The organism is Xanthomonas sp. NCPPB 3959 (assembly GCF_056675575.1).
Genome location: NZ_JBWWVR010000011.1, coordinates 80211 through 99106 on the forward strand (window position 1 = coordinate 80211; position 18896 = coordinate 99106).

The window sequence follows — 18896 nt, forward strand, 5'->3', positions numbered from 1 at the left end:
CATCGGCCATGATCTGCCGCAATTAATGCGCGCAAACGTATGCGACATGTTGTCGCAGCGCTGCGCACGGCAGAAACGATGCGATTGCGGACCTGCACAATCAGGCCTGCGTGATGTGCAGCGTCTATGGCTGCGCGTGCGGTGAGGTGTACGTGCATCCGTCCAAAACGCAACTGGGCCGACCAATGGCCGACCCAGTATTGAAGCGATGGTGCCGGAAATAGGAATCGAACCTACGACCTACGCATTACGAATGCGAACGATTCTCATATTATTCAAGTAAAAACAATGACTTATTGACACCATGGGAAAATATTGGGAAATTTGAGGCATTGCAACGGATGCGGGATAGAGCATGGCACGACCCAAGAAAGCGGTTCGCACCAAGGGGGTCTACGACCGGGGTTCGGCTTGGCAGGTGAAGATCAAGCGCAAGGACGCGGCTGGCAATCTGCACACCATCAACCGCACCTTCCCTTACAGCGAAGCGACCCGAGCCAAGGCTCTGGCTCAAGCTGAGGCGTTCGCGTCGGCCGAGCGCGCTGCCCTACATGAAGAAAAGCAGCCGGCCTCCAGCCTTCTGGGCAACCAGACCTTGGGCGCCTGGATTGACCGCTACATACTAGAGGTCTGCCCTCTCAAAAAGGGCGGGGATGGGGATGCCCGGCTGTTGCGTCTAGTAAAGGAGCGCTTTCCTGCCACTTGCGGCAAACCCGTCGGCAGGCTCCAGCCCCAAGACTTCGATCTGTCGGACGGGGGCATGGCCCACTCCTTACAAGAGGACTATCACCTCGCCCCTGCCACCATCACCCGCAACCTCGCCATGCTCTCCAGCGTTTTCACCACTGCTGCCAGGCGTTGGCGCTTCAAGATCGACAACCCCATCCGTGTCGCACTCAAGCCCTCAGTTAGCAACGAGCGAGAGCGAGTGGTCACGGACAAGGAATGGGCCGCCGTCCTGGCTTCTCTTGCCCCCATGCGCCCTGCCACCCGAGCCGCCATCGCTTTCTTGCGTTGGACCGGGGCCCGACGTGGCGAAGCGATCAAGCTTCGTTGGGAGAATTTGAGCTTCGACAAGAAGTCTCCCGAGGCCACCTTCCGAGATACCAAGAATCCCAAGGGTGGGAAGGCCGTCAACCGAACCATCTTCTTGACGCCCGAAGCTGCTTCCGTTTTGGACGTCCTGACGAAGGAGCTTCACGAAGCCAAGTTGCAGAGCGAGGGCCTCCCACCTTGCCCCAAGACGCCTCCGATGCGCCCCAGCTCTGGTTACGTGTTCAGTCTGGACGAAGGCAAGACATCGATAGCGGCGGACAGTGTCACTCAAGCCTGGGGTAGGGCTTGCGAGGCTGCTCGGGTCAGCGGAGCCACGCTGCACGATCTTCGTCACACCCGGATTACGGAGCTGGCAAACCTGCTGCCCATCCATCAAGTCATGAAGATCTCAGGTCATAAGACGACGCAAATGCTGACGCGTTATTACAATCCCGACATGCAAGAACTGGGTGAGATTTTCGAAGTAACCAGAGCTGCCGCCGAAAAAGCCCAGCGAGACTACATCAAAAAGACCTCTAGGAAGACCGGTTGACTTCGTTCTTTTACATGCTATGAACTTAAACGAGCCCGGGTTTCATTCCTTCCCCGCTCACTAAGCCCCCAGGCTTCCGGCGTTCTGACCTCCTCCCTCAGGAAGCTGGAAACCTATTCCTGGGGGCTTTTTCTTTTTTCGCCTCTTGCGCTTTTCTAAAAATCCAATACCCCTGAAAGCATCCATATCTTTCTGGGAGGAAAGCATGAAATCCCGCAGCAAATATTTTCCCGTGTCAGCGGCAATCGCTTTAATGGCGGTGGCCGGTTGTTCAACCATCAAACCCGCCCCCTCTAATCCAACGCCACTCTCTCTTGGTTGGACAACCCCAAAGCAACACGGCCCCGTTTACCGTCTCTTTCATCCCAAGCAAGAGCGAATCTGGAAAGGGGTTTCGCCCTCGTTGCGGGAAAAGGTAGAAGCCGTCCTGGCCCAATTGGCAGCAGAGGGGTTTGAAGTGCGGCCAGTGGAGGGGTATCGAAGCCCAGAGCGCCAAGCGGTTTTGATGGCGTCGGCCAGCGGCGTCACGAGTGTTGGGGCTTGGTCCTCTTGTCACAACTACGGCCTGGCGTTGGACGCAGCCGTTTTTGTCGACGGGGAGCCCAGCTGGAACCTGGAAGATCCACACGTCATGGCCGGCTACTTGCGCTTCGGGGAGCTGTCAGAAATCGTGGGGTTGAACTGGGGCGGGCGATGGACCAGCCCCAAGGACTACCCGCACGTGGAACTGAAAGCCGAATGCGGGCAAGCAAAGTGGGCCTATCGCCAGGGCCGAAAGCCTCCCACTTTCGAAGTGGCGGACGAGGAACCCTCTTCGTATCTGCTTGCCCAAGCACTGGCGCCGAGCTGGTGCCCTCCCGGCACGGGCTGGGCGTGCGCGGCCTGGGGACTTGAAAACCCTTTGGCATGGAAGTGGGCCACGCCTACTCGGGTTTGTCTGGCCACCTTTCCTAACAACCCGAAAAAGATCACCTGATCGCCTTGCGCAAATGAAATCCCCTGCTATGGATTTAAGTATTAATCCATAACTCGGGAGGGTTTCCATGTCTTTATGCCGTCGTTCCATTTTAACCGCTGTGGTCAGCGCTGCTTTGTTTGCGTCTGCACTGCATGCGCAAACCGCCACTAACAGCACTGAAACCCCCTACTTTCAGTCCAACGGTCTGTCCGACAGCTCCGATGCGGCGCAAGCCAACGGGCCAGGGGACGTGGCGGTGGGTCCGAACGCTCGGGCAAACTCCGCCGATTCGAGCGCTGCGACGGCCATTGGCTCGGAAGCTAGTGCCCAAGGCGGGGCTACCCTGGCTGTTGGCATGCAATCGTCGGCCGAAGGCACCTACTCTTCTGCCGTCGGCGCGCAAGCGCGGGCCACGCAAGGCGGACAGGCTTTTGGTGCGGGCTCCAAGGCCACAGGCTATGTCAGCGCGGCCGTAGGACAAGGCGCGCAAGCCACTGGAACCGCCGGAACCGCAGTGGGCAACAACGCTCAGGCGCAACAAGACTACGCGACGGCCTTGGGGTCGGCGACTGTCGCAGGCACGAACGCTACGGCGGTTGGCACGTTTGCGTCGGCGGAAGGCAACCTTTCTTCTGCCCTCGGCTACGGCGCAAAGGCGTCGCAGGTCCAATCGGTTGCGATGGGCTACGGGGCGGAGGCCAGCGCTCAAGGTTGTGTCGCCCTGGGCTCTCTTAGCCGGTGCTTGGCCAGCGATGAAGTCAGCGTGGGCTCCACTTATGAGGGCGGGAGCCAGAGCACCCGACGGGTCACCAATCTTCGAGCAGGGACGTCGGACACGGATGCGGCAAACCTGGGCCAGGTGAGGACTGCGGTTCAATCCCTCGGCGGGGGCGCTACCTTCGTTAACGGTAACTTCGTGGCGCCGATCTACCAGTTTCGCAGCGGTGCGACTCACCAAACGGTTGGCGCCGCTCTCGATGACCTCGATGGGCGGGTCACTGCTGTTGAACAGACCCCGGGTAGCGGCTCTGGCATTCCTGGGCCACGCGGCGCAGACGGTCTGAGCGCTTACGAGGTCGCGTTGACCAACGGCTTCCAAGGCAATGAAAGCGATTGGCTGGCGAGCCTGAAGGGCGAGTCCGGCGCGCAGGGGCCGGCCGGCAACGATGGCGTGGACGGAACCGCAGGCACCGGTTCCGGCTCGGTGGCCAAGGCGGGCAAAAACGTTGAGGTCACCACCAACGCGGACAGCACCCAGACCGTTTCGGTCAGCGACAACGTGCAGCTGTCGGACACCGGATCGGTGAGCGTCGGCGCGACCACGGTCAACGCCCAAGGCGTCTCCATTCAAGGGGGCCCCTCGTTCACCACTGCCGGGGTCAATGCCGGCAATCAACGCGTGACCAACGTTCAAGCGGGCCGGGTCGAGCGTGGCTCGACGGACGCGGTCAACGGCGGTCAACTCTGGGACGCGCAGCAAGCCTGGAACGACAGCTGGACGGACACCGACCGCCGCGTGCGCCATCAGGATCGACGGATCAATGGGCTCGGGGCGCAGTTGGGCGCTATGAGCCAGATGGCGGTTGCTGCAGCACAGAACGGCGGAACGGCTGTGGGCCAAGTCAACCTCAACATGGGCGTCGGCTTCTCTGGGGGCGAGGCGGCGGTGAGCGTCGGCTGGGGTGCCCGTATCTCGGAGCGCACCAGCGTTTCTGCCGGCCTGTCCTTCGGCTCCGGGAACAAGCCGGTGGCCGGGTTTGGGGTGAGCATCAACTTGGGGCGGTAACGCATTCGTAGCAGCGAGAGGAGGTGATCGTATCTCGGCAAGGGCCCTTCGGGGCCCTTGTTCGTTGATGACCCTTGACGAACTGATCTTCTCTTCTATGGGTATATAGGAATACCCATTTATGGAGGACCCTTGAGCTGGAAACGCAATCAAAAACACCTGCCCCGCCCTCGGCACCTCTACGGCCTGTTCTTTAACAACGGGTGCTGTTACGTCGGGCAAACCGTTGATCTCAAGCAACGCGAACAGCAGCACCGGAGCAGCCGCGGGGGTTGGCAAGGGAAATCCTTTGCTTTTGTCCCACTGGGCCTCACGACGGGCACCCAAGCCGACGCCGAGTTACACGAATACGCGTGGCGCTACAAAGCGTTTCTGAAGGGGTGGTGCATTTACGCCAAGCCGCCGGGCATCCTCATCCGCAACCCGCGACGTCGGACATCGTGGGCAATGAAGCGCCTTGCTGCGAGTTACACCTGGCCTGGCAACGTCCCCGGCCGCGCACCGTCGGCCGTCACGACCTCTGCGAGCGGTGTCAGCCTGCTCAAATCCGCACTCAAATGGCTCTTCCTCTGCCCAATGTTCCTAATGCTCGTTGTGCTGGCGTCGCGCTAGACGCTTTAAGCACCCGAGGGGTCGGGCGCATCCCGGGTGCCAGATGGGGGGCGACCAGACAGCTCTAGGGACTTGCGGACTGATTTGGCGCGAAGTAGGATCTTAGGTAGGCGCCCGCCGAAGCTTTGGACCGCTTGAAAAAGGCAGCAGTTGAGACATGTAGTTCCGCTTTTGATCTTCCTATCCTTTCCGGCATGCCGGCTGCTCGATAGGCGACAAAAGGTCCAGCGCACCGAGCAGTTACGAGAGCATACGGATGAAATCCTTTATTAGTTCTGCCGCTTTTGCGGCTTCCCAGACCATGTCTCACGCGGGCCACGCGATTAAGCGTTCCCACCTCGTGGAGGTGATCTCGGCCATGTTGGGCTACCGAAGCTTTGCCGCGCTTTGCGTCGAAGAGGCGGACATGGCTCTAGACAATCACTTGGCCGACGCAGAGCTTTACGTGCTCAACATGCCGTTGGCCGAGGACCGTGCGAACAAGCTTGGTGTGCCGCAGTCCCTGGATGCGTGTAAGGCCGCCGTCGTGTCAACTTTCCCCGTTCCCGTCTATGACGGCATCGATGAGTTCTGGGATAGCCACGCACGCGAGCTGCTCGAAGGGGAAATCGCAGATGGCGAAAACACGGCCGCCGCCATGGCCGGGTGCAATGCAGCTTTCCCCGACTCCCCCGACCTTGAACCGCCAGAAGACACTGGCGATCTGTGGGCGAGCACTGATAGGTGGGCCATCGAGGCGACTGGCACCATGAGTGGAGAGTATGACCCTGACGGTGACCGCATGTTCAACGGCCACACTTTGGAGGTCTGGGGTGAGCTCTCCTACATAAAGGCGGGTCGATCCGGGCTGATTTTTGAAGAAAGCAAGGAGGACGCAGCGTTAGACGACGACTGGCGTGATGACGATTCTGACGATCTAGACGTGCAGTTCGCCGAGCGTATGGAAAGGGACGCCTGACCGTTACACACCAGCTTGGCCGCGCACGGCCAAGCTGGCTTTTCAAGTTTCACTGGTGATTGGGTTTGTGGCGTCGTTAACGAACCATGTTCTGCCTGGAAGGCATGTTTGAATGCACATGCTCCACATGAAACACCTGTGACGTCGCTTGGCGTCCAGCCAGATCCAATACCTCCAGCAAACGGTGCGCCTTGCGCTCGCTGTCAGTCATTGCACGGCGTGTTCCTTGCCCTTCTTTGTGATCGTGGAATAGCGCATCGAGCTTACTTTGAAGAACCTGGGCCTGTGCCTTAGGACGCTGGGCTTGCGGTCTGGCAGCGGGCTGCTCCCTAACCCCGGCATCGAGCACATTGGCCTTCAATCGCTCCAACCCCAGGCGCTCGTTGAGTCGCTCTACATCGTCGTAGGTTCCATAGAGCTTGTAACAGCCCTTCGTGAGCCGAGTGAAGGCCACCAGGGAACTAGCGTTGTCCGTCATTCCTAGGTTCATCAGGTGGAACACCTCGCGCTTTCCCTGCCCCTGGCTCTTGTGGACCGTCACCGCGTAATCGTGGACCAGCGCTTTGTGCTCGTGCGTGTTCCAGACGACCTTACGCCAGTTCTCCTTCGAGTTTTCCGAGCGCAGGGTGCCCACGATGTCGTAACCGCCTGACCGCGAAGGCTTGATCGACTGAATGGTGGCTTGGGTGCCGTTGACCACACCCAGGTCCTTGTTCTTCGCCGTGAACATCACCCGATCCCCTTGCACCAGGGCTAGGTCAAATTTGCGACCGTTGTAGCGTCCTTCAACAGTCACCTCCTTCGCGCCAATCTCACCGCGTTCCTTCAGCCCCTTGCGTATCCCGGCATTGAGCGCGCTCACCTCGGCTCGGCTGTGGGCCAGCACCAGCTTGTCGTCCAGCTTCGCCGGATTCTTGAAGTAATCGGCCACCAGCCGCTCGATGCTCTTCTCCTGCGACTCGGCCTCTACGATGGAATTCAGCAGCATCGTTTTGAGCTCGTCGCCCTTCTCTAGAGTTTTCCGACGGCTGCGCGTGCCTTTCTTCAGATCGATGATCTCGCCGTGCTCGTCTTTGGCGTAAAACGCCATCGCCAGCTCTCGGTCTTCCACCCTCGCCTGCCGACGGATCTCGGTCAGCTTCACGTCGCCCACCGCTTGCTTGGTGAGCTGGAAGCCTGAGCCGGCGCCGATGGGCTGCAGCTGCTCAGCGTCGCCTTGGAGAATGACCTTGGCCTTCGCTTTCTCGGCATGAATCAGTAAAGCCTGCGTGTCTCTGGTGTCCACCATTCCGGCCTCGTCAACGACCAGCACGTCGTTGGGCTGGAGCTCTCGCTTGCCCTCTGCAAGATCATGGAGCATCTGGACCATTGAAACGCTAGGCATGCCGCTCTCGGTTTCCAGCTTCTGGGCGGCCTTGTTCGACACGCACACCCCCAAGAGCACCATGCCCTCGGATTCCAAGGCCTCTTTGTAGAGCTCGGAGATTGTGGTTTTTCCTGTGCCTGCCAAGCCACTCAAGTTGGCCACCGCGCCACTTTTGAGGCAGATGTGATCCACGGCCACCCGCTGCTCTTGCGACAGTTGGAAGCCCTTGGCCTCTTCGTAGTCCGCAATGACACGCTTCACGGTCTCCGGGCTGGCGTGGTGCTGGGTCTCCTTCGCCCGGCGGTTGGCGATGTCCACGACCGACCGCTCGGCTTCCAGCATCCAAGGAGCGCAGAAGCGATCTTCTCTGTGCTTGCGAGCGAGCGTGGCCCCCCGGTCTTCTTCGGCGAGGCGCTCGGCATTGACCAGCACCAAGCCGTTGTCCGTCTTGAACTTCTCAATGAGGGCTTCGAGCCCTTCCGCATCCACCTTGCCGGCGTATTCCATCCCCAGCACTCGCACCAAGTCGATGTCGTTGAATACCGCCTCGTTCTGATGCAACAGCTCCAACAACTCTGCGTCGCTCTTGTGCTTCACCGTGTCCAGATTGCCCTGAGCAAGCTTCAACGTCTCTGTGCTTACGTTGAAGTCTTTAAGCGCTTCTTGCCAATGCTCCACCAGCTCCTGGTAGGTGGGCTCATCCTTGTGTTTTCGCGTGGCCTTGTTCGCCTGCTGCTTGCTAACGCCATGCTGCTCCGCGTATTCGAGCAACGCCTTTCGGCGCTTGCTGAAGGCGTCGATCACCTCCTGGTCCACGCCGGCCAGGCGAGCGAAGGTGCGGTTGGTCTCCCGGCCCTCATCGTCCAGTTCCCGGACGTGCTCAACCGGGTAACCCAGCGCCTGCAGGTTTTTGTAGAGCTCCAGCTTGTAGACCTCATCGACCGATCGGGCGTTCCGCCAAATCTCTACCGCGTCGAACGTGGATTCCTTGCCGTCATCGCCCAGTGCCACCCCATACACCAAGTGGTGGGCGTGCAAGTCCATGTCCAAGTCGCGTCCGGCGAAGTGTTGGTGGCTGGACCACACCAAGCCCTGCACGCCGATCACGTCTTTCCCGCCCTTCCCTCGCCGCGTTTCCACCTGGGCTTCCAAGCGCCCCATGGCCAATGCCGTAGCGGCTTGGTGGGCCTGAAGGATCGCATCGCGTTCCTCATGCGTGCCCAAAGCGAAAGCAATGCCCACGTCTTTGGGGGCGGAAACGGTGACGTCACAGCCGACCCTGTGCCCGCCTACCACGACAACCTCTGGCTGGCCCTTGTCGTCCACTACAGGGGCTCCGTGCTTGTCCACCTTGGGCTTGAGCTTCCCCTTCTCCCCGGCGTTCTGGCAAAGCGCCCTTCCCGTCACTGGGTCGAAGCCCGCGGCCAGCTTGGTCATGCGCTCGCGTGTCACCGCCGAGGACAGAAGATTGAGGTGGGCCGCCATCTTGCCGCCCCATGCCATGGCCTCCTTCGCATGGCCATCCTTGTTGAGGTAATACTCGGTGGCCATCAGGTATTCGACCACGGCTGCGCCGGACTTGCTGTCCTTGCCTTGGGCGGTCAATGGCGTCACGTTGATCATACGGCCTCTCCTTTACTGGTGTTCCTTCATGCATAGCAAAAAAGCAAGAATGGGCAATGGGAATCGGAGGCGGGGATGATCTATTTCTTCATTGAGGACACCGACGAGCTGGTCAAGATTGGTCGAGCCAAAGACATCGAACGGCGCCGTCGAAATCTACAGACCGGGAACCATCGCAAGCTGTTGCTGCTCGGCTGGATCCGCACCAACGACGACGTCCGCGTGGAGAGAGAGATCCACGAACACTTGAAGGTTCGGCGAGGTCGCGGCGAGTGGTTCGACCTTGAACCAGCCGACGTGCTTCCCATCCTGTCCCGATTTGGCATCGATGGCTTCGTTGGAACCACTGACGATCCATTTGCAGTGACGGGCTACGATCGCGATGGCGTGCCCGAATACATGGGCGTATGGAAGTGGGGCGATCTCGAGCATGAGGAATGCTGCCCATTCTGCGGCTGCTTCTGCGGACTCCACTTCCAGGACGCGTCGAGCATGTATCACTGCATCAACTGCGGCGCGTTTACTTCGTTCGACTTTCTCTCACCAGAGGAAGAGGACGAAGAAGGCCGCTGATCCGGTCATTTTTTGAAGATGGCTTCCAGCTCGTCGTTGCTGACGGCGCGCAGCTTCGGGGACGCAACGCCCCGCTTCTCCAGCTCTGAGGCGGCTCCGGCGGCGGTCATTTTCAGCACGCGCTGAACCTCTACTGCGCTTTGCGCGTCGCTTGGGGGCATGGGCTTCTGCTCCACCGGTTTGGCGCCCTGCTTTGTCCACTTGGCCCGCTTCTGCCCCTCCCGCACTTTCGGATAGCTCACCCCCGGCCAGTCCAGCAGGAGCAAGTCTCCGGTCGTCTGAACGATGGCACGGATGCCCCAGCGCTCTGGGCCGTAGGCTTTGCCCTTCCGGAACCCCAAGTCATCGGTGAGCCGACCTGGTGCCACAATGGCTTTGCTCTCCTCGTGGATCGTCGCTTTGTCGTCGTGTGTGCGCCAAGCCACGGTGCGCTTGCCCAGGTTCCTGGAAATCTTCTCCCGCGTCTCGCCAACCTGGAGCTGGCAAATAATGTGTGTTCCAACCAACCCAGAAAAGGCTTGGGCGGTTTTGTCGCCGTAGACTTTTTCAACCTGACTCCAGTCCTGAACCGCCATACACGCCACCACACCTTTGCTGCGTCCCAACGCAAGCAGCGGCTCGATGTTGAGCTTGCCGGCAGAGGTCAACTCATCAAAGAAAAAGCCCATGAAGCGACCGGATTCGTCGTCCGGCAGGCTTGGCCCGATGATCTCCGGCACCGTGACATTGATCATGGCGGAGATGTAGCTGCGGGCCAGGACTTCATCCGGGCCGGATTGAACGATGACCTGTTTGCGCCCGGTGTAGTCGTCGCGGATCCAATCCAGCATGGAGAACATGCGATCTGGGTTGCGCTCCGGCCAGGCAAGCGCCAGGCGCTCGATGATCGCTGTTCCGTTCGCGACACATGCCATCACACTGCTCGTCGTGCCGCTTTCGACATTAGAAATCAAGACAGCGGCGCGGGGGTAAGCGATAGAGAGCGCGGCGTGCATGGTTATCGCGTCTCGTGCCAGTCGATCTGCCAGTTCGCTCCACCCCCATGCCTGCCCTCGCGTCGCCTGAAGCTCTCGGACGCAGCCTTCAACGATTGCCTGAGCGGCAGACGCCCAGAATGCTCCTGCCCCTTCTTCGGGCGGGATGATGGTTTGCGCGAAGGCAGCGGCTTGCGTGACAGTGGAAACGTCCCGGCCCACGTCCCAAATCCAGCTTCGCTTGTCGAACGGGCAGACGATCACCGGGCGCTTGAAGATCGAGGTGAAGTCGCCTTTGATGTCGTAAACGAAGGCTTTCTTGTCCAGCCGCACCACTTGCTCAAGCAGGTGCTTGAGGATCACGGACTTGCCCGAGCCCACGCTGCCGTAGAGGAACATGTGGCGGGCCAACAGCTTCTTGGAGACCATCCAGTCGGGGTGCAACGACAAGGCATGCACCTCGTCTTCCAGCTCTTTTTTGGTCAACGACCGGCGGCGAGCTTCAGCCAGCGCTTCTTTGCCCTGGAGCAGTTGCGCCCCAGAAACGTGCCAAGTGTTGGACCGGGGAATCAGGCCGCGACGCGTCACCCAGGCAGCCCCCGAGCAAGCCACTCCAGCCGCGATGCCCACCCGGGCCAGGGTTCCGACCGTCGCCTGCTCGCGTGCCAGGTCCCACCAGGCTGCGGCTGGCTCACGCAGGGACATGGTGGCCGTGGCGGCGTTGACCAGGGCAGCGACACTACCAGTGAGCGCCTGGTTGTAGGTCATGAGGGAGTGGCTGCTGGTCACCTGCCAGCCAAGCCATAACGCAGCTGGGTAGGTCAGCGCCGCAACGCAGGCCCCAGACAGAAGGGCCTGGGGCCAGTGGCGCACGTCCGTGCTTGGCGCGACGTGGCTCGGGACCTGCCACGACCAGCAGTCATAGATCGATGACACGTCGTTTCTCCAGCTTGTGTTCCCGGTGGATCTCGCCCGGCTTGCGGCCGCCGCTGTCCCGCTGATTGGGATCAGCTCCCCCGGCCATCAGCTCCAGGCAGACGCGCGCATGCTTGTGCTGAGCGGCCAAGTGAAGCGGGGACTCGCCAAAGGCATTGGTGAGCGAAGGATCCGCCTGAATCTCGATCAGCCGGCGAACGATGGCGTGGGCGCCCATGCGAGCAGCCTGGTGAAGAGGACGATCTCCCGACTCATTCGCAAGGTTTGGATTCGCCCCCAAGAAAAGCGCAGCGTCGATAACCTCCGGTGACTCCAGCGAAATTCCTTCCTCCAACCAGCGCTGGAGGGGCGCTCGGATCGGCAGATAGGTTCGAAGCGCGAGCGCCGATGCAAGAACCTCGGCTTCGTGGAAGCGAGCAAGCTGGACACCATGAGAAGCAATTAGCCGCTGTTCCAGTTCAGCGGCTTGCACGGGGTCTACCCCGTAGCGCTCCAGTTCTTCAGCAGGGAAGTGCCTCACGCGTTTTGCCAAGCCCAGCGCAACGTAGGTCTGGGCCACCAACTGCCCGGCTGCCATATCGAGCGTCCTCGTCCCGGAGGGCCCTTCAATCGCGGGATCAGCACCGTGCTCGAGCAAGCGCCGGACGATGGCGCCCTCACCTTGCCGTGCGGCCAAGTGGACGGGCATCAACCCACGGGCATTGGGGCAGTTCGGATCGGCGCCCATGCCCAAGCACGCGTCCACCGCGGCCAGGTTTCCCAGCGTGGCGTTTTCGCAAAGCCAGGTCTGCCACGGCGCCCCGAACAGCCCGGAGTGCTGGCAGTGCTGAAAAGCAGCAGCCAGCACCTCGCTCCCGTGCATCGTGGTCAGCGCGCCGCCGTGGGTCTGGATGAGGTGCTGCTCGGTGGCCTTGGCTTGGTCCTCTGGGACTTCGTAGCGCTGAAGCAGCCCGGCGATGTCCAGGGGTGGTAGGGGTAGCGAGGGGAGCTCAGGCTGGGCCCGCATGGCCCGAAGCCGGTGAGCTGCGGTGCGGTTGGCCTGAACCTGATTGATCGATTCGCGGAGCTCCGACAGCAGTCCGGCCCGTTGGTCGTCGAGTAGATTCGTGTATGCATGGGCCAATACCGGGTGCTGCAAAGCGCTCCTATCGAGCACCTGCTCGAGCGCTGCGGGATCGGTGACGTGGATAAGTGCTACAGATGCACTCTTCCATAATTCCAAATCCATCCCCCCGGACCGGTCGTTCGATCGAATGACCCAGTCGAAACCCGCCCGGGTTGAGGTATCCAAGCCTGCCACTTGGTCCTCGCGGCAGAACTTCTCGGCCAAGGCGAGCGCCTGCCGGGCATCGGCGGTGGCGAGCGCTTCGTGGTGCTTGCCGTAGAACCGGGCCAGGGTCAGTGGGTGGAGGATGGGGTGGAGCAACGGCTCGTGGGGACGATTCAAAAAAACGTCCCCGCTCGGGTTTGCCTGGTTGTCGATGTGGGGTTCCATCCCCATTGCATACCGTTTTTTTTCAGTTTGGCAATCAGCTGTAAATCTTAATGATCTAGGCCATGCCGATCAGCAAGCCTGCTTGAAGGACAAACGAGACGTTGTGCAAATCCATCTTCTTCAGGTCCTCCCGAAGCCAGGCCTTCATGCCAGCAAGCCGATCACGTTGGCAGCGATGTAGCTCACGACGGAAAATCCGCCCAGCGTGAGCAACAGATTTCCCACGTTATCCACGGAATATTCGTAAGCATCAGCGAAAATATACATAGGGACCTCCCCCGGTTGTGTTTTGTGTAAACCCAGTCAAACACAAATGCACACATTGGCAAGCGCAAAAATGCGAAATTCCCGGCAGTTTTTCTGTTTGGTCAACTCGTTGGTTGTTGCTTGATGAGATGGGCTTTGATCAGCCGGGAGAGAGCGTCTGCCAGGGAATAACCGTGTTTGCGCGCATACGCCTCCAGGGCTTCGCGGCACTCGGGCTCCACCCGTGCATTGAGCACGGCGGTTCGTTTGGGCCTGGCAAATCGCTTGGGGTTGTTGTTGTTCATTGTTTCAGCATGCGTCCGCGTTTCCCTTTGTCAAACCCCCACCCATGCTGTTGCTTTGAGCCGCTTTTGATGTTGCTTTTATGGGTAGGTCGACTCATACACGATTCGACGCTGTATAAGCTAAGGGCCCCGTAGGAGCCCTGAGGTGTGTGTGTCGGTGTGACTGCCGGTCATTGGCGGTAGATGTTCTTCTGGGACTGAGCCTCCTGCTTGTTCCAGTCGTAGTTGGCTTCATAGTTCTTCATGAACTCGGCCTCTTTCTTTGCAGTCGCCGCGAAGTTCGCGTAGCCCAACTTACCGGGGCCCATGGGCTGCTGACGTTGCGCAGCAGTCAGCATGGGCGGGGCTTCCTCCTGCTGCTGTCCTTCGTCCTTTTGCTGGCGCTTTTGGCGCCATTCGTCGATGGTGCCGAACATGACTTGGGCATGCTTGTCTTCGGGGACGGCCTGGGCGCGTTCCTTGGCCTGCGAATCCATCTGGTCGCGGAAAGCAGCGATCTCTTCGGGCTTGGCTTGTTTGGCCCAATCCAGCACCGCCTGCTGCTTCTCTTGGATCGCGGATTGATCCTTCGCCAAGGAACCATCAAAGGCGTCCTTCTGCTGGGGCTGGTGGTCGGTGGGTCGATGGCCGGCCAACTTGGCTCGGCGCTGGTCGCGGGCGGCCAGCAGATCGGTCATTGCATCAGTGGGGGCAGTGCTCATGAAATCCTCCTTCAAGGGAATGGGTCGTAGGGTCAGCATTGATCGATTTGAGAAAAGGGCAAGGGGGTAACCCTTGCACTTCGCGTGCTCAATCGTTGGGCATCAGCTCAACCAAGTCGGTGCGGTTCACGCCAGCCCGGCAGAGCGACACGATCGCGTTGCCGCGCGCCGTGGTGAGGGCCGGGTATTCCTCTTCCAAGAAAAGGGGTTGAACCTCTCGCTTGCCGCCCGTGGGCATGTCGATGTCGCGCGCCAATTCGTCCTGGCCCAGCGTGTCCTGAGCCCCAATGCGCCAGGTGCGACCGGTGGCTGGATCCACGCGCAACGCGGTCAACCGTCCAGCCCCCTGCATCAGCATCTGCTCGTAGGCGGCCGCATAGGGGTGGTTGGGGTCGTTGAGCACGCTGTGGCGGAAGTTGGCCAGCCCGCCCTCGTAGTCAATGCCGCGGGTCTTCTGCTTGAACGTCGTCAGCTCCGCCTTGCCCAGCCGTTTCATCAAGTAGTTGCGCGTGACGAACGAGTGGCTGAGCGCAGCGAACGACTGCATCGTGTTGGCCAGCAAATCAGCCTCGTTCTCGGAACCGTAGGCATTGATGAGGCTGTCGTGGCCTTGAACCGCTACCACGGGCATCAACCCCAAGCTTCGCGAGGTGCTGAACAGCAACACGTCATCGGAGGTCAGCAGCAAGTGGGCCTCGTCCATCATCAACAGCACTTCGGTTTGGCCCGGCAATAGTTCACGCCACTTATCGCCATGCGCGCCGCGGGCCCGAATGCCGTTCATCACGCGCTGCTTGAGCAAGCGCTGCATCATGTCGCCCGCTTCGCCAAACTGAGTCGGCGGCAGGAACAAGCCCACGAACTTGCCGTAAAGCGCCTGCGAAACGTCCACCTTGCCCGTCTCAATCGAGTGCCACGGAACGTCGTTGGCATCGCGCAGCTTCTCACCACGCAGCAACTTCTCAAGGAGACCGCGGGAGTTCAAAGTGAAGGACTGCCTCTGTGTTGCCTCCATCGATGGCACTTCCAGTAGGGCCCACTCCAAAGAACTCTGCAGCTGGGACATGGGGCGCAGCAGGTCTGGATGGATTGTCTCGCTACGGGTCGCAAGCCGGTTCCGGCAGGCCTCCAGGTAAGCTGCATACGCCGCACGCTCCTCGTCGGTCGTGCACATGTCGGGGCGCTCCAAGCCCAGCCAGTTCACCAGCTCCCGCACCTTGGGATTGGCCATGCCACCTGCCGGGGATGGCAACACGCGCTCGATCATTGCCAGCAACTTGGCATGGTGGAACGGGGTGTAGAACCAGGTTCGAGCAGACTCGGCCACGATGGCATAGGTGCCGATCTGCTCTTCCACCCGCTCCAGATCCGCGTCCAGGCGCTCCAGCTCCATCCCGCGCTTCTCCAGCTCTTCCCGTTCCAGCAGCAGCATCAAACGGACGTGCTCCAGGGCTTCCAGCTTGGCGATACAGAAGTCACGATACGCCTGATCGTGCTGGCAGGCCGCCTTCAAGATGATGCCGGTGTGGAAGAGAAACGCGTCGCCGCCATCGCTCCATAACTTCGATCGCTCATCCACTTTGCCGCCTGTCGCACCGCGCAGGGCTTTGGTGATCTGATCCGGCTCCAGGCCCTCGTAGGGCGCCACCGACATGCCTGCGCGCACGATGATGTCGAAGGCGTCATCGCCCAAGTCAGAGATGATCGCACCGTCCTTGGCGTCAAGGATCAGCGCACCGCCGGCACTGCCCTCGATTCCACGCTGGGTGGCCAACGCCAGCGCTGACTTCCGATAACGGCGCGCCAAGGGGCGCAGTCCGCCGTAGGATTTCCCCGAACCAATACGCCCGTAGAGGATCAAGCCCTGCGTGAGGTCGCGCCAGGACAGCATCATGACCGTGCCTTTGTCGGGTGCAAACCCATACCCTCGATCATTGAGGTGGCCCGACGCCCGGCCCACGGCCAGTAACGGGGTCTTGTCGCGCAACGCCTCCGCTGCCTGCTGTTCGCGGGCCTTCACGTGCGATGTGGACAACGCGCCCTGGGTTGCAAGGTTGTTGTCGTTGTTCTGCAGGTAGAGACGGGCTGCCGTTTGGACGAAGTTGCCTTCGGTGAACTGCAACGCATACATGCAGGCCGCCACATAAGCCAAGCCAACGCCCATCCCGCTAGGCAGGATCTGGCCGACGATGGCAAATGCCACAATGACGCTTAACCACTTCATCATTTGGATAAAACGCTCGGCCGTCCCACCCAGCACTCCCCGATGCGGATGCGAGGCGGCAGCGATAAACGCCACAAACAACAGAACCACAGGCAGGCTCAAGGTATAGGCGATCATCGTGGCAGCGCCGCGGAGACCAGTGCCCGACAACCCAGACAGCATTGCGGCGATGGTTCCGATGAAAGAAGGAATCAGCATCAGAGCCAAGCCCTTGAATGCCTCCTTTATGCCCTCGGCCTGCTTCACGGCGACGAAGTAGGGAGTGGCTGCCAGAAGCACGGCCCAGCCCATGAATCCGATAAGGCTGTTCAAGAAGTAGCCCACGGCCCCGATCAAGGGGAAAGCCAGATACATGAGCGAGGTGGCTGTGCTGTCCCCACCCAATGCCATGTCATCGCCGAGCACAAACCCTTCGGAACGCCGTCCCTGCTTGGTGATGATCATCCGGGCCTGGGTGTTGCGCAGGTCCTCGGGGACCTTGGGCCACCAGACATGGAAGGTGTCCAGGTCCAAATATTCGGGCACGACGAACGCGCCTTCCTTTTCATCCCACACCGCGCCGCATTGCTCTGCCAGCTCTCGGTCCTCCTCGGGCACGTCCAAAACGCGGCTTTTGACCCGGTCGCTCACGTCAAAGCGGCCCACCAGGTTCTCGTAACGTTCGTTCCCCTCCAAGATGATCTGATCAAGCGTGCTCGACGCTTGGCCTTCCTTCTTGAACATCTTCCGGCCAATGCCAGCCGTCCAATCCAATACTGACAACAACATGCTCATCGCCCCTCCATCTTGTTCTTGATTCGTTTGCCCTGTTCAAGACAGTCTTCGCGTTCCTTGCCCACCAGCTGCCCCCGGAAATCCTTCACCGTGCATTCCTCGACGGTTAAGCGCCCTACCCTGACCTGGTCGGCGGTGACTGCATTGCTCGACGAGGAAACAAGGGACGACCCCTTTTGAATAACCATCGCGCTGAAGCACAGCGCCAAGCACGCGGCCGAAGCCACGATGAACCCGGCTTTTGAGACGTGCTTTTCACTGGCGTGTCGAACCTGACTGGCTCGCAGCGCGTCCAACCTCCACGCATCAAACTTGCCATCGTCTGTCACCGGCATCTTTCGATCCGCGCGCAAGTAGTAGTAAGACGTCAACACGTTTTCGCTGCACTCCTGAAGCCCAAAGCGCTCCGGACTCCCGATAAGCAGACGGCCATGCAGGTTGAGCCACTTCGATCCGAAGTGGAGCCTTCCTGGCTTCCGATACTGCGTAAACAACCAAGCAAACATTTTTCCTCCCATCCTTTAATGGATACACATTCTTTCTAGCGGGCAATTCGAAATGCGCAAGCGCATCACCTGATCTTTTCAGCCCAGGCGTCGATATCGTTGTTCGCCTGATCCTGCCAATCGGTTTTTGGTTCGCTTTTGGGCGCTGGCGTTGGAGTAGCCCGAGGCTTGGATTTCGAAACCGGCGTTGCATCTGTCCGGGTAACGGTTGCTGGCACTACCGCAGGAACGACAGCGGCCGCTTCAACCTTGGGTGGCGTTGCAGCTTTGGGAACCTCCGACACGGAGGGAGCCATTGGGGGCTTCTCTTCCTGCAGGGGGATCAATGCCGGAACGGCTCCGGCCGTGGGTGGAGCCGGTAGCACCGGAGCTACACGCGCTGGGATCGGGGCAGGAGCTGTCACCCCTGCCGTGGTATCGATACGGGGATCGGAAGCCGGGTCGCTGGAGCGATGGGCGAACCACCAGGCCAGAGCGCCAGCCAGCACCAGGACGACTATGCCCGCACCGGCCAAGCGCGGCCAGCCCTGCTTGGTGCTGGCCGCTGCTGACACAGCACAGGAAGACGTGCCGGGTTTGACCTGACTCGCTTGTGGTTTCGCCGTGGCCTCGGATGGCATCGGCTTGAGTGCGCTCACCGGGGGCTGAGTCGGCCTCCTTGGAGCAACCTCCTGAACTTCCGGGACTTGAGGCTCGACAACCGCTTGCTCGGGTGGCGCTGCCTCTCCCACTTCTTGAACAACGGGAGCCGGCGTGCTGATCACCAGGTCGGCGTCGGGTGCAGAGGTGGCTTCCGGTTCCTCTGCCGGCGTGGGTGCAACCTCAATTACCAACGGCTCTGCAGTCGTGAGCATGGGCCCGGGTTGAACTGACACCGTTTCGACCGCCCGCGCTTCGGGCTGAGCAATCGGCACCTGCTCGGCCCGTTCTCGGGCCCGCTCCGCTTCCCGTCGTTCTTGCTCTGCCGCATCTGCGTCCTTTTTTGCCTTGGCTTCCTCGGCACGGCGAGCCAGGGCTTCTTGAGCCTCGCGCTTCTTCTCCGCAGCCATCGCTGCCGCGTTCTTGGTTTTTTCTGCCACCGCTTTGCCGAAGCTCGCTGCCAAGCGGCCGGCGCTCTTCAGGTTCTCTTTGGTGGCATCGCTGACGATCTTCTCGTCGTCCGATGCCTCGGTGGTTTTGGCCTCGGCGGCCCTGGCGAGCAGCTTGCGTTGCTCGCGCTGTTTGATGAGTTCTTCGGGTGTCATGGTCCCTCCCAGGCGCTTGAAAAAGAT

At 60.5% G+C, this 18896-nt stretch carries 15 protein-coding genes; 6 read left to right on the top strand and 9 right to left on the bottom strand.

The window, feature by feature from the left end; translation table 11 throughout:
• Positions 1-355 precede the first annotated feature (355 nt).
• The 5 genes from AC1KVG_RS14100 to AC1KVG_RS14120 all read left to right on the top strand — a co-directional run bounded on the left by AC1KVG_RS14100 (position 356) and on the right by AC1KVG_RS14120 (position 5902).
• On the top strand, positions 356-1588 hold the full coding sequence (locus tag AC1KVG_RS14100) for a tyrosine-type recombinase/integrase (protein ID WP_481094807.1): 1233 nt from the start codon (positions 356-358) through the stop codon (positions 1586-1588).
• A gap of 205 nt (positions 1589-1793) precedes the next feature.
• Positions 1794-2564, top strand: coding sequence for a M15 family metallopeptidase (locus AC1KVG_RS14105; RefSeq protein WP_481094808.1), 771 nt, complete (start codon positions 1794-1796; stop codon positions 2562-2564).
• A 67-nt stretch (positions 2565-2631) separates the two neighbouring features.
• Complete coding sequence (locus AC1KVG_RS14110) at positions 2632-4332, top strand: YadA-like family protein (RefSeq protein WP_481094809.1); 1701 nt, start codon at positions 2632-2634, stop codon at positions 4330-4332.
• A 132-nt stretch (positions 4333-4464) separates the two neighbouring features.
• The gene (locus AC1KVG_RS14115) at positions 4465-4944 is read left to right on the top strand and encodes a GIY-YIG nuclease family protein (RefSeq protein WP_481094810.1); all 480 of its coding nucleotides are present in this window, start codon (positions 4465-4467) and stop codon (positions 4942-4944) included.
• A 256-nt stretch (positions 4945-5200) separates the two neighbouring features.
• Positions 5201-5902 (top strand): hypothetical protein, encoded by a 702-nt coding sequence (locus AC1KVG_RS14120; protein ID WP_180313087.1) that lies wholly within the window; start codon positions 5201-5203, stop codon positions 5900-5902.
• Between the two features lie 76 nt (positions 5903-5978).
• Here AC1KVG_RS14120 and mobF read toward each other — a convergent pair whose 3' ends face one another.
• Positions 5979-8891 (bottom strand): MobF family relaxase, encoded by a 2913-nt coding sequence (gene mobF / locus AC1KVG_RS14125; RefSeq protein ID WP_481094811.1) that lies wholly within the window; start codon positions 8889-8891, stop codon positions 5979-5981.
• 75 nt (positions 8892-8966) lie between these two features.
• Between mobF and AC1KVG_RS14130 the strand changes: the two genes are divergently transcribed.
• Positions 8967-9464 (top strand): GIY-YIG nuclease family protein, encoded by a 498-nt coding sequence (locus tag AC1KVG_RS14130; RefSeq protein ID WP_481094812.1) that lies wholly within the window; start codon positions 8967-8969, stop codon positions 9462-9464.
• 5 nt (positions 9465-9469) lie between these two features.
• Here the strand turns inward: AC1KVG_RS14130 and AC1KVG_RS14135 are convergent, their stop codons facing one another.
• From AC1KVG_RS14135 to AC1KVG_RS14170, 8 genes are all read right to left on the bottom strand, one after another.
• Positions 9470-11374 carry a type IV secretion system DNA-binding domain-containing protein gene (locus tag AC1KVG_RS14135; protein WP_481094813.1) on the bottom strand — a complete coding sequence of 635 codons (1905 nt, stop codon included), beginning with the start codon at positions 11372-11374 and terminating at the stop codon, positions 9470-9472.
• Complete coding sequence (locus AC1KVG_RS14140; protein WP_481094814.1) at positions 11358-12869, bottom strand: ankyrin repeat domain-containing protein; 1512 nt, start codon at positions 12867-12869, stop codon at positions 11358-11360. Before AC1KVG_RS14140 ends, AC1KVG_RS14135 begins: the two co-directional genes overlap by 17 nt.
• A gap of 144 nt (positions 12870-13013) precedes the next feature.
• Complete coding sequence (locus AC1KVG_RS14145) at positions 13014-13136, bottom strand: hypothetical protein (RefSeq protein ID WP_481094815.1); 123 nt, start codon at positions 13134-13136, stop codon at positions 13014-13016.
• Positions 13137-13237: 101 nt separating this feature from the next.
• Positions 13238-13420: a hypothetical protein gene (locus AC1KVG_RS14150; RefSeq protein WP_180313092.1), complete on the bottom strand. Its 183-nt coding sequence runs from the start codon at positions 13418-13420 to the stop codon at positions 13238-13240.
• A gap of 170 nt (positions 13421-13590) precedes the next feature.
• On the bottom strand, positions 13591-14121 hold the full coding sequence (locus AC1KVG_RS14155; RefSeq protein ID WP_481094816.1) for a hypothetical protein: 531 nt from the start codon (positions 14119-14121) through the stop codon (positions 13591-13593).
• An 88-nt stretch (positions 14122-14209) separates the two neighbouring features.
• Positions 14210-17119: a TraM recognition domain-containing protein gene (locus AC1KVG_RS14160; protein WP_481094817.1), complete on the bottom strand. Its 2910-nt coding sequence runs from the start codon at positions 17117-17119 to the stop codon at positions 14210-14212.
• Positions 17116-17625 (bottom strand): hypothetical protein, encoded by a 510-nt coding sequence (locus AC1KVG_RS14165; protein WP_481094818.1) that lies wholly within the window; start codon positions 17623-17625, stop codon positions 17116-17118. Before AC1KVG_RS14165 ends, AC1KVG_RS14160 begins: the two co-directional genes overlap by 4 nt.
• 65 nt (positions 17626-17690) lie before the next feature.
• The gene (locus tag AC1KVG_RS14170) at positions 17691-18869 is read right to left on the bottom strand and encodes a hypothetical protein (RefSeq protein WP_481094819.1); all 1179 of its coding nucleotides are present in this window, start codon (positions 18867-18869) and stop codon (positions 17691-17693) included.
• Between the last annotated feature and the right edge of the window lie 27 nt (positions 18870-18896).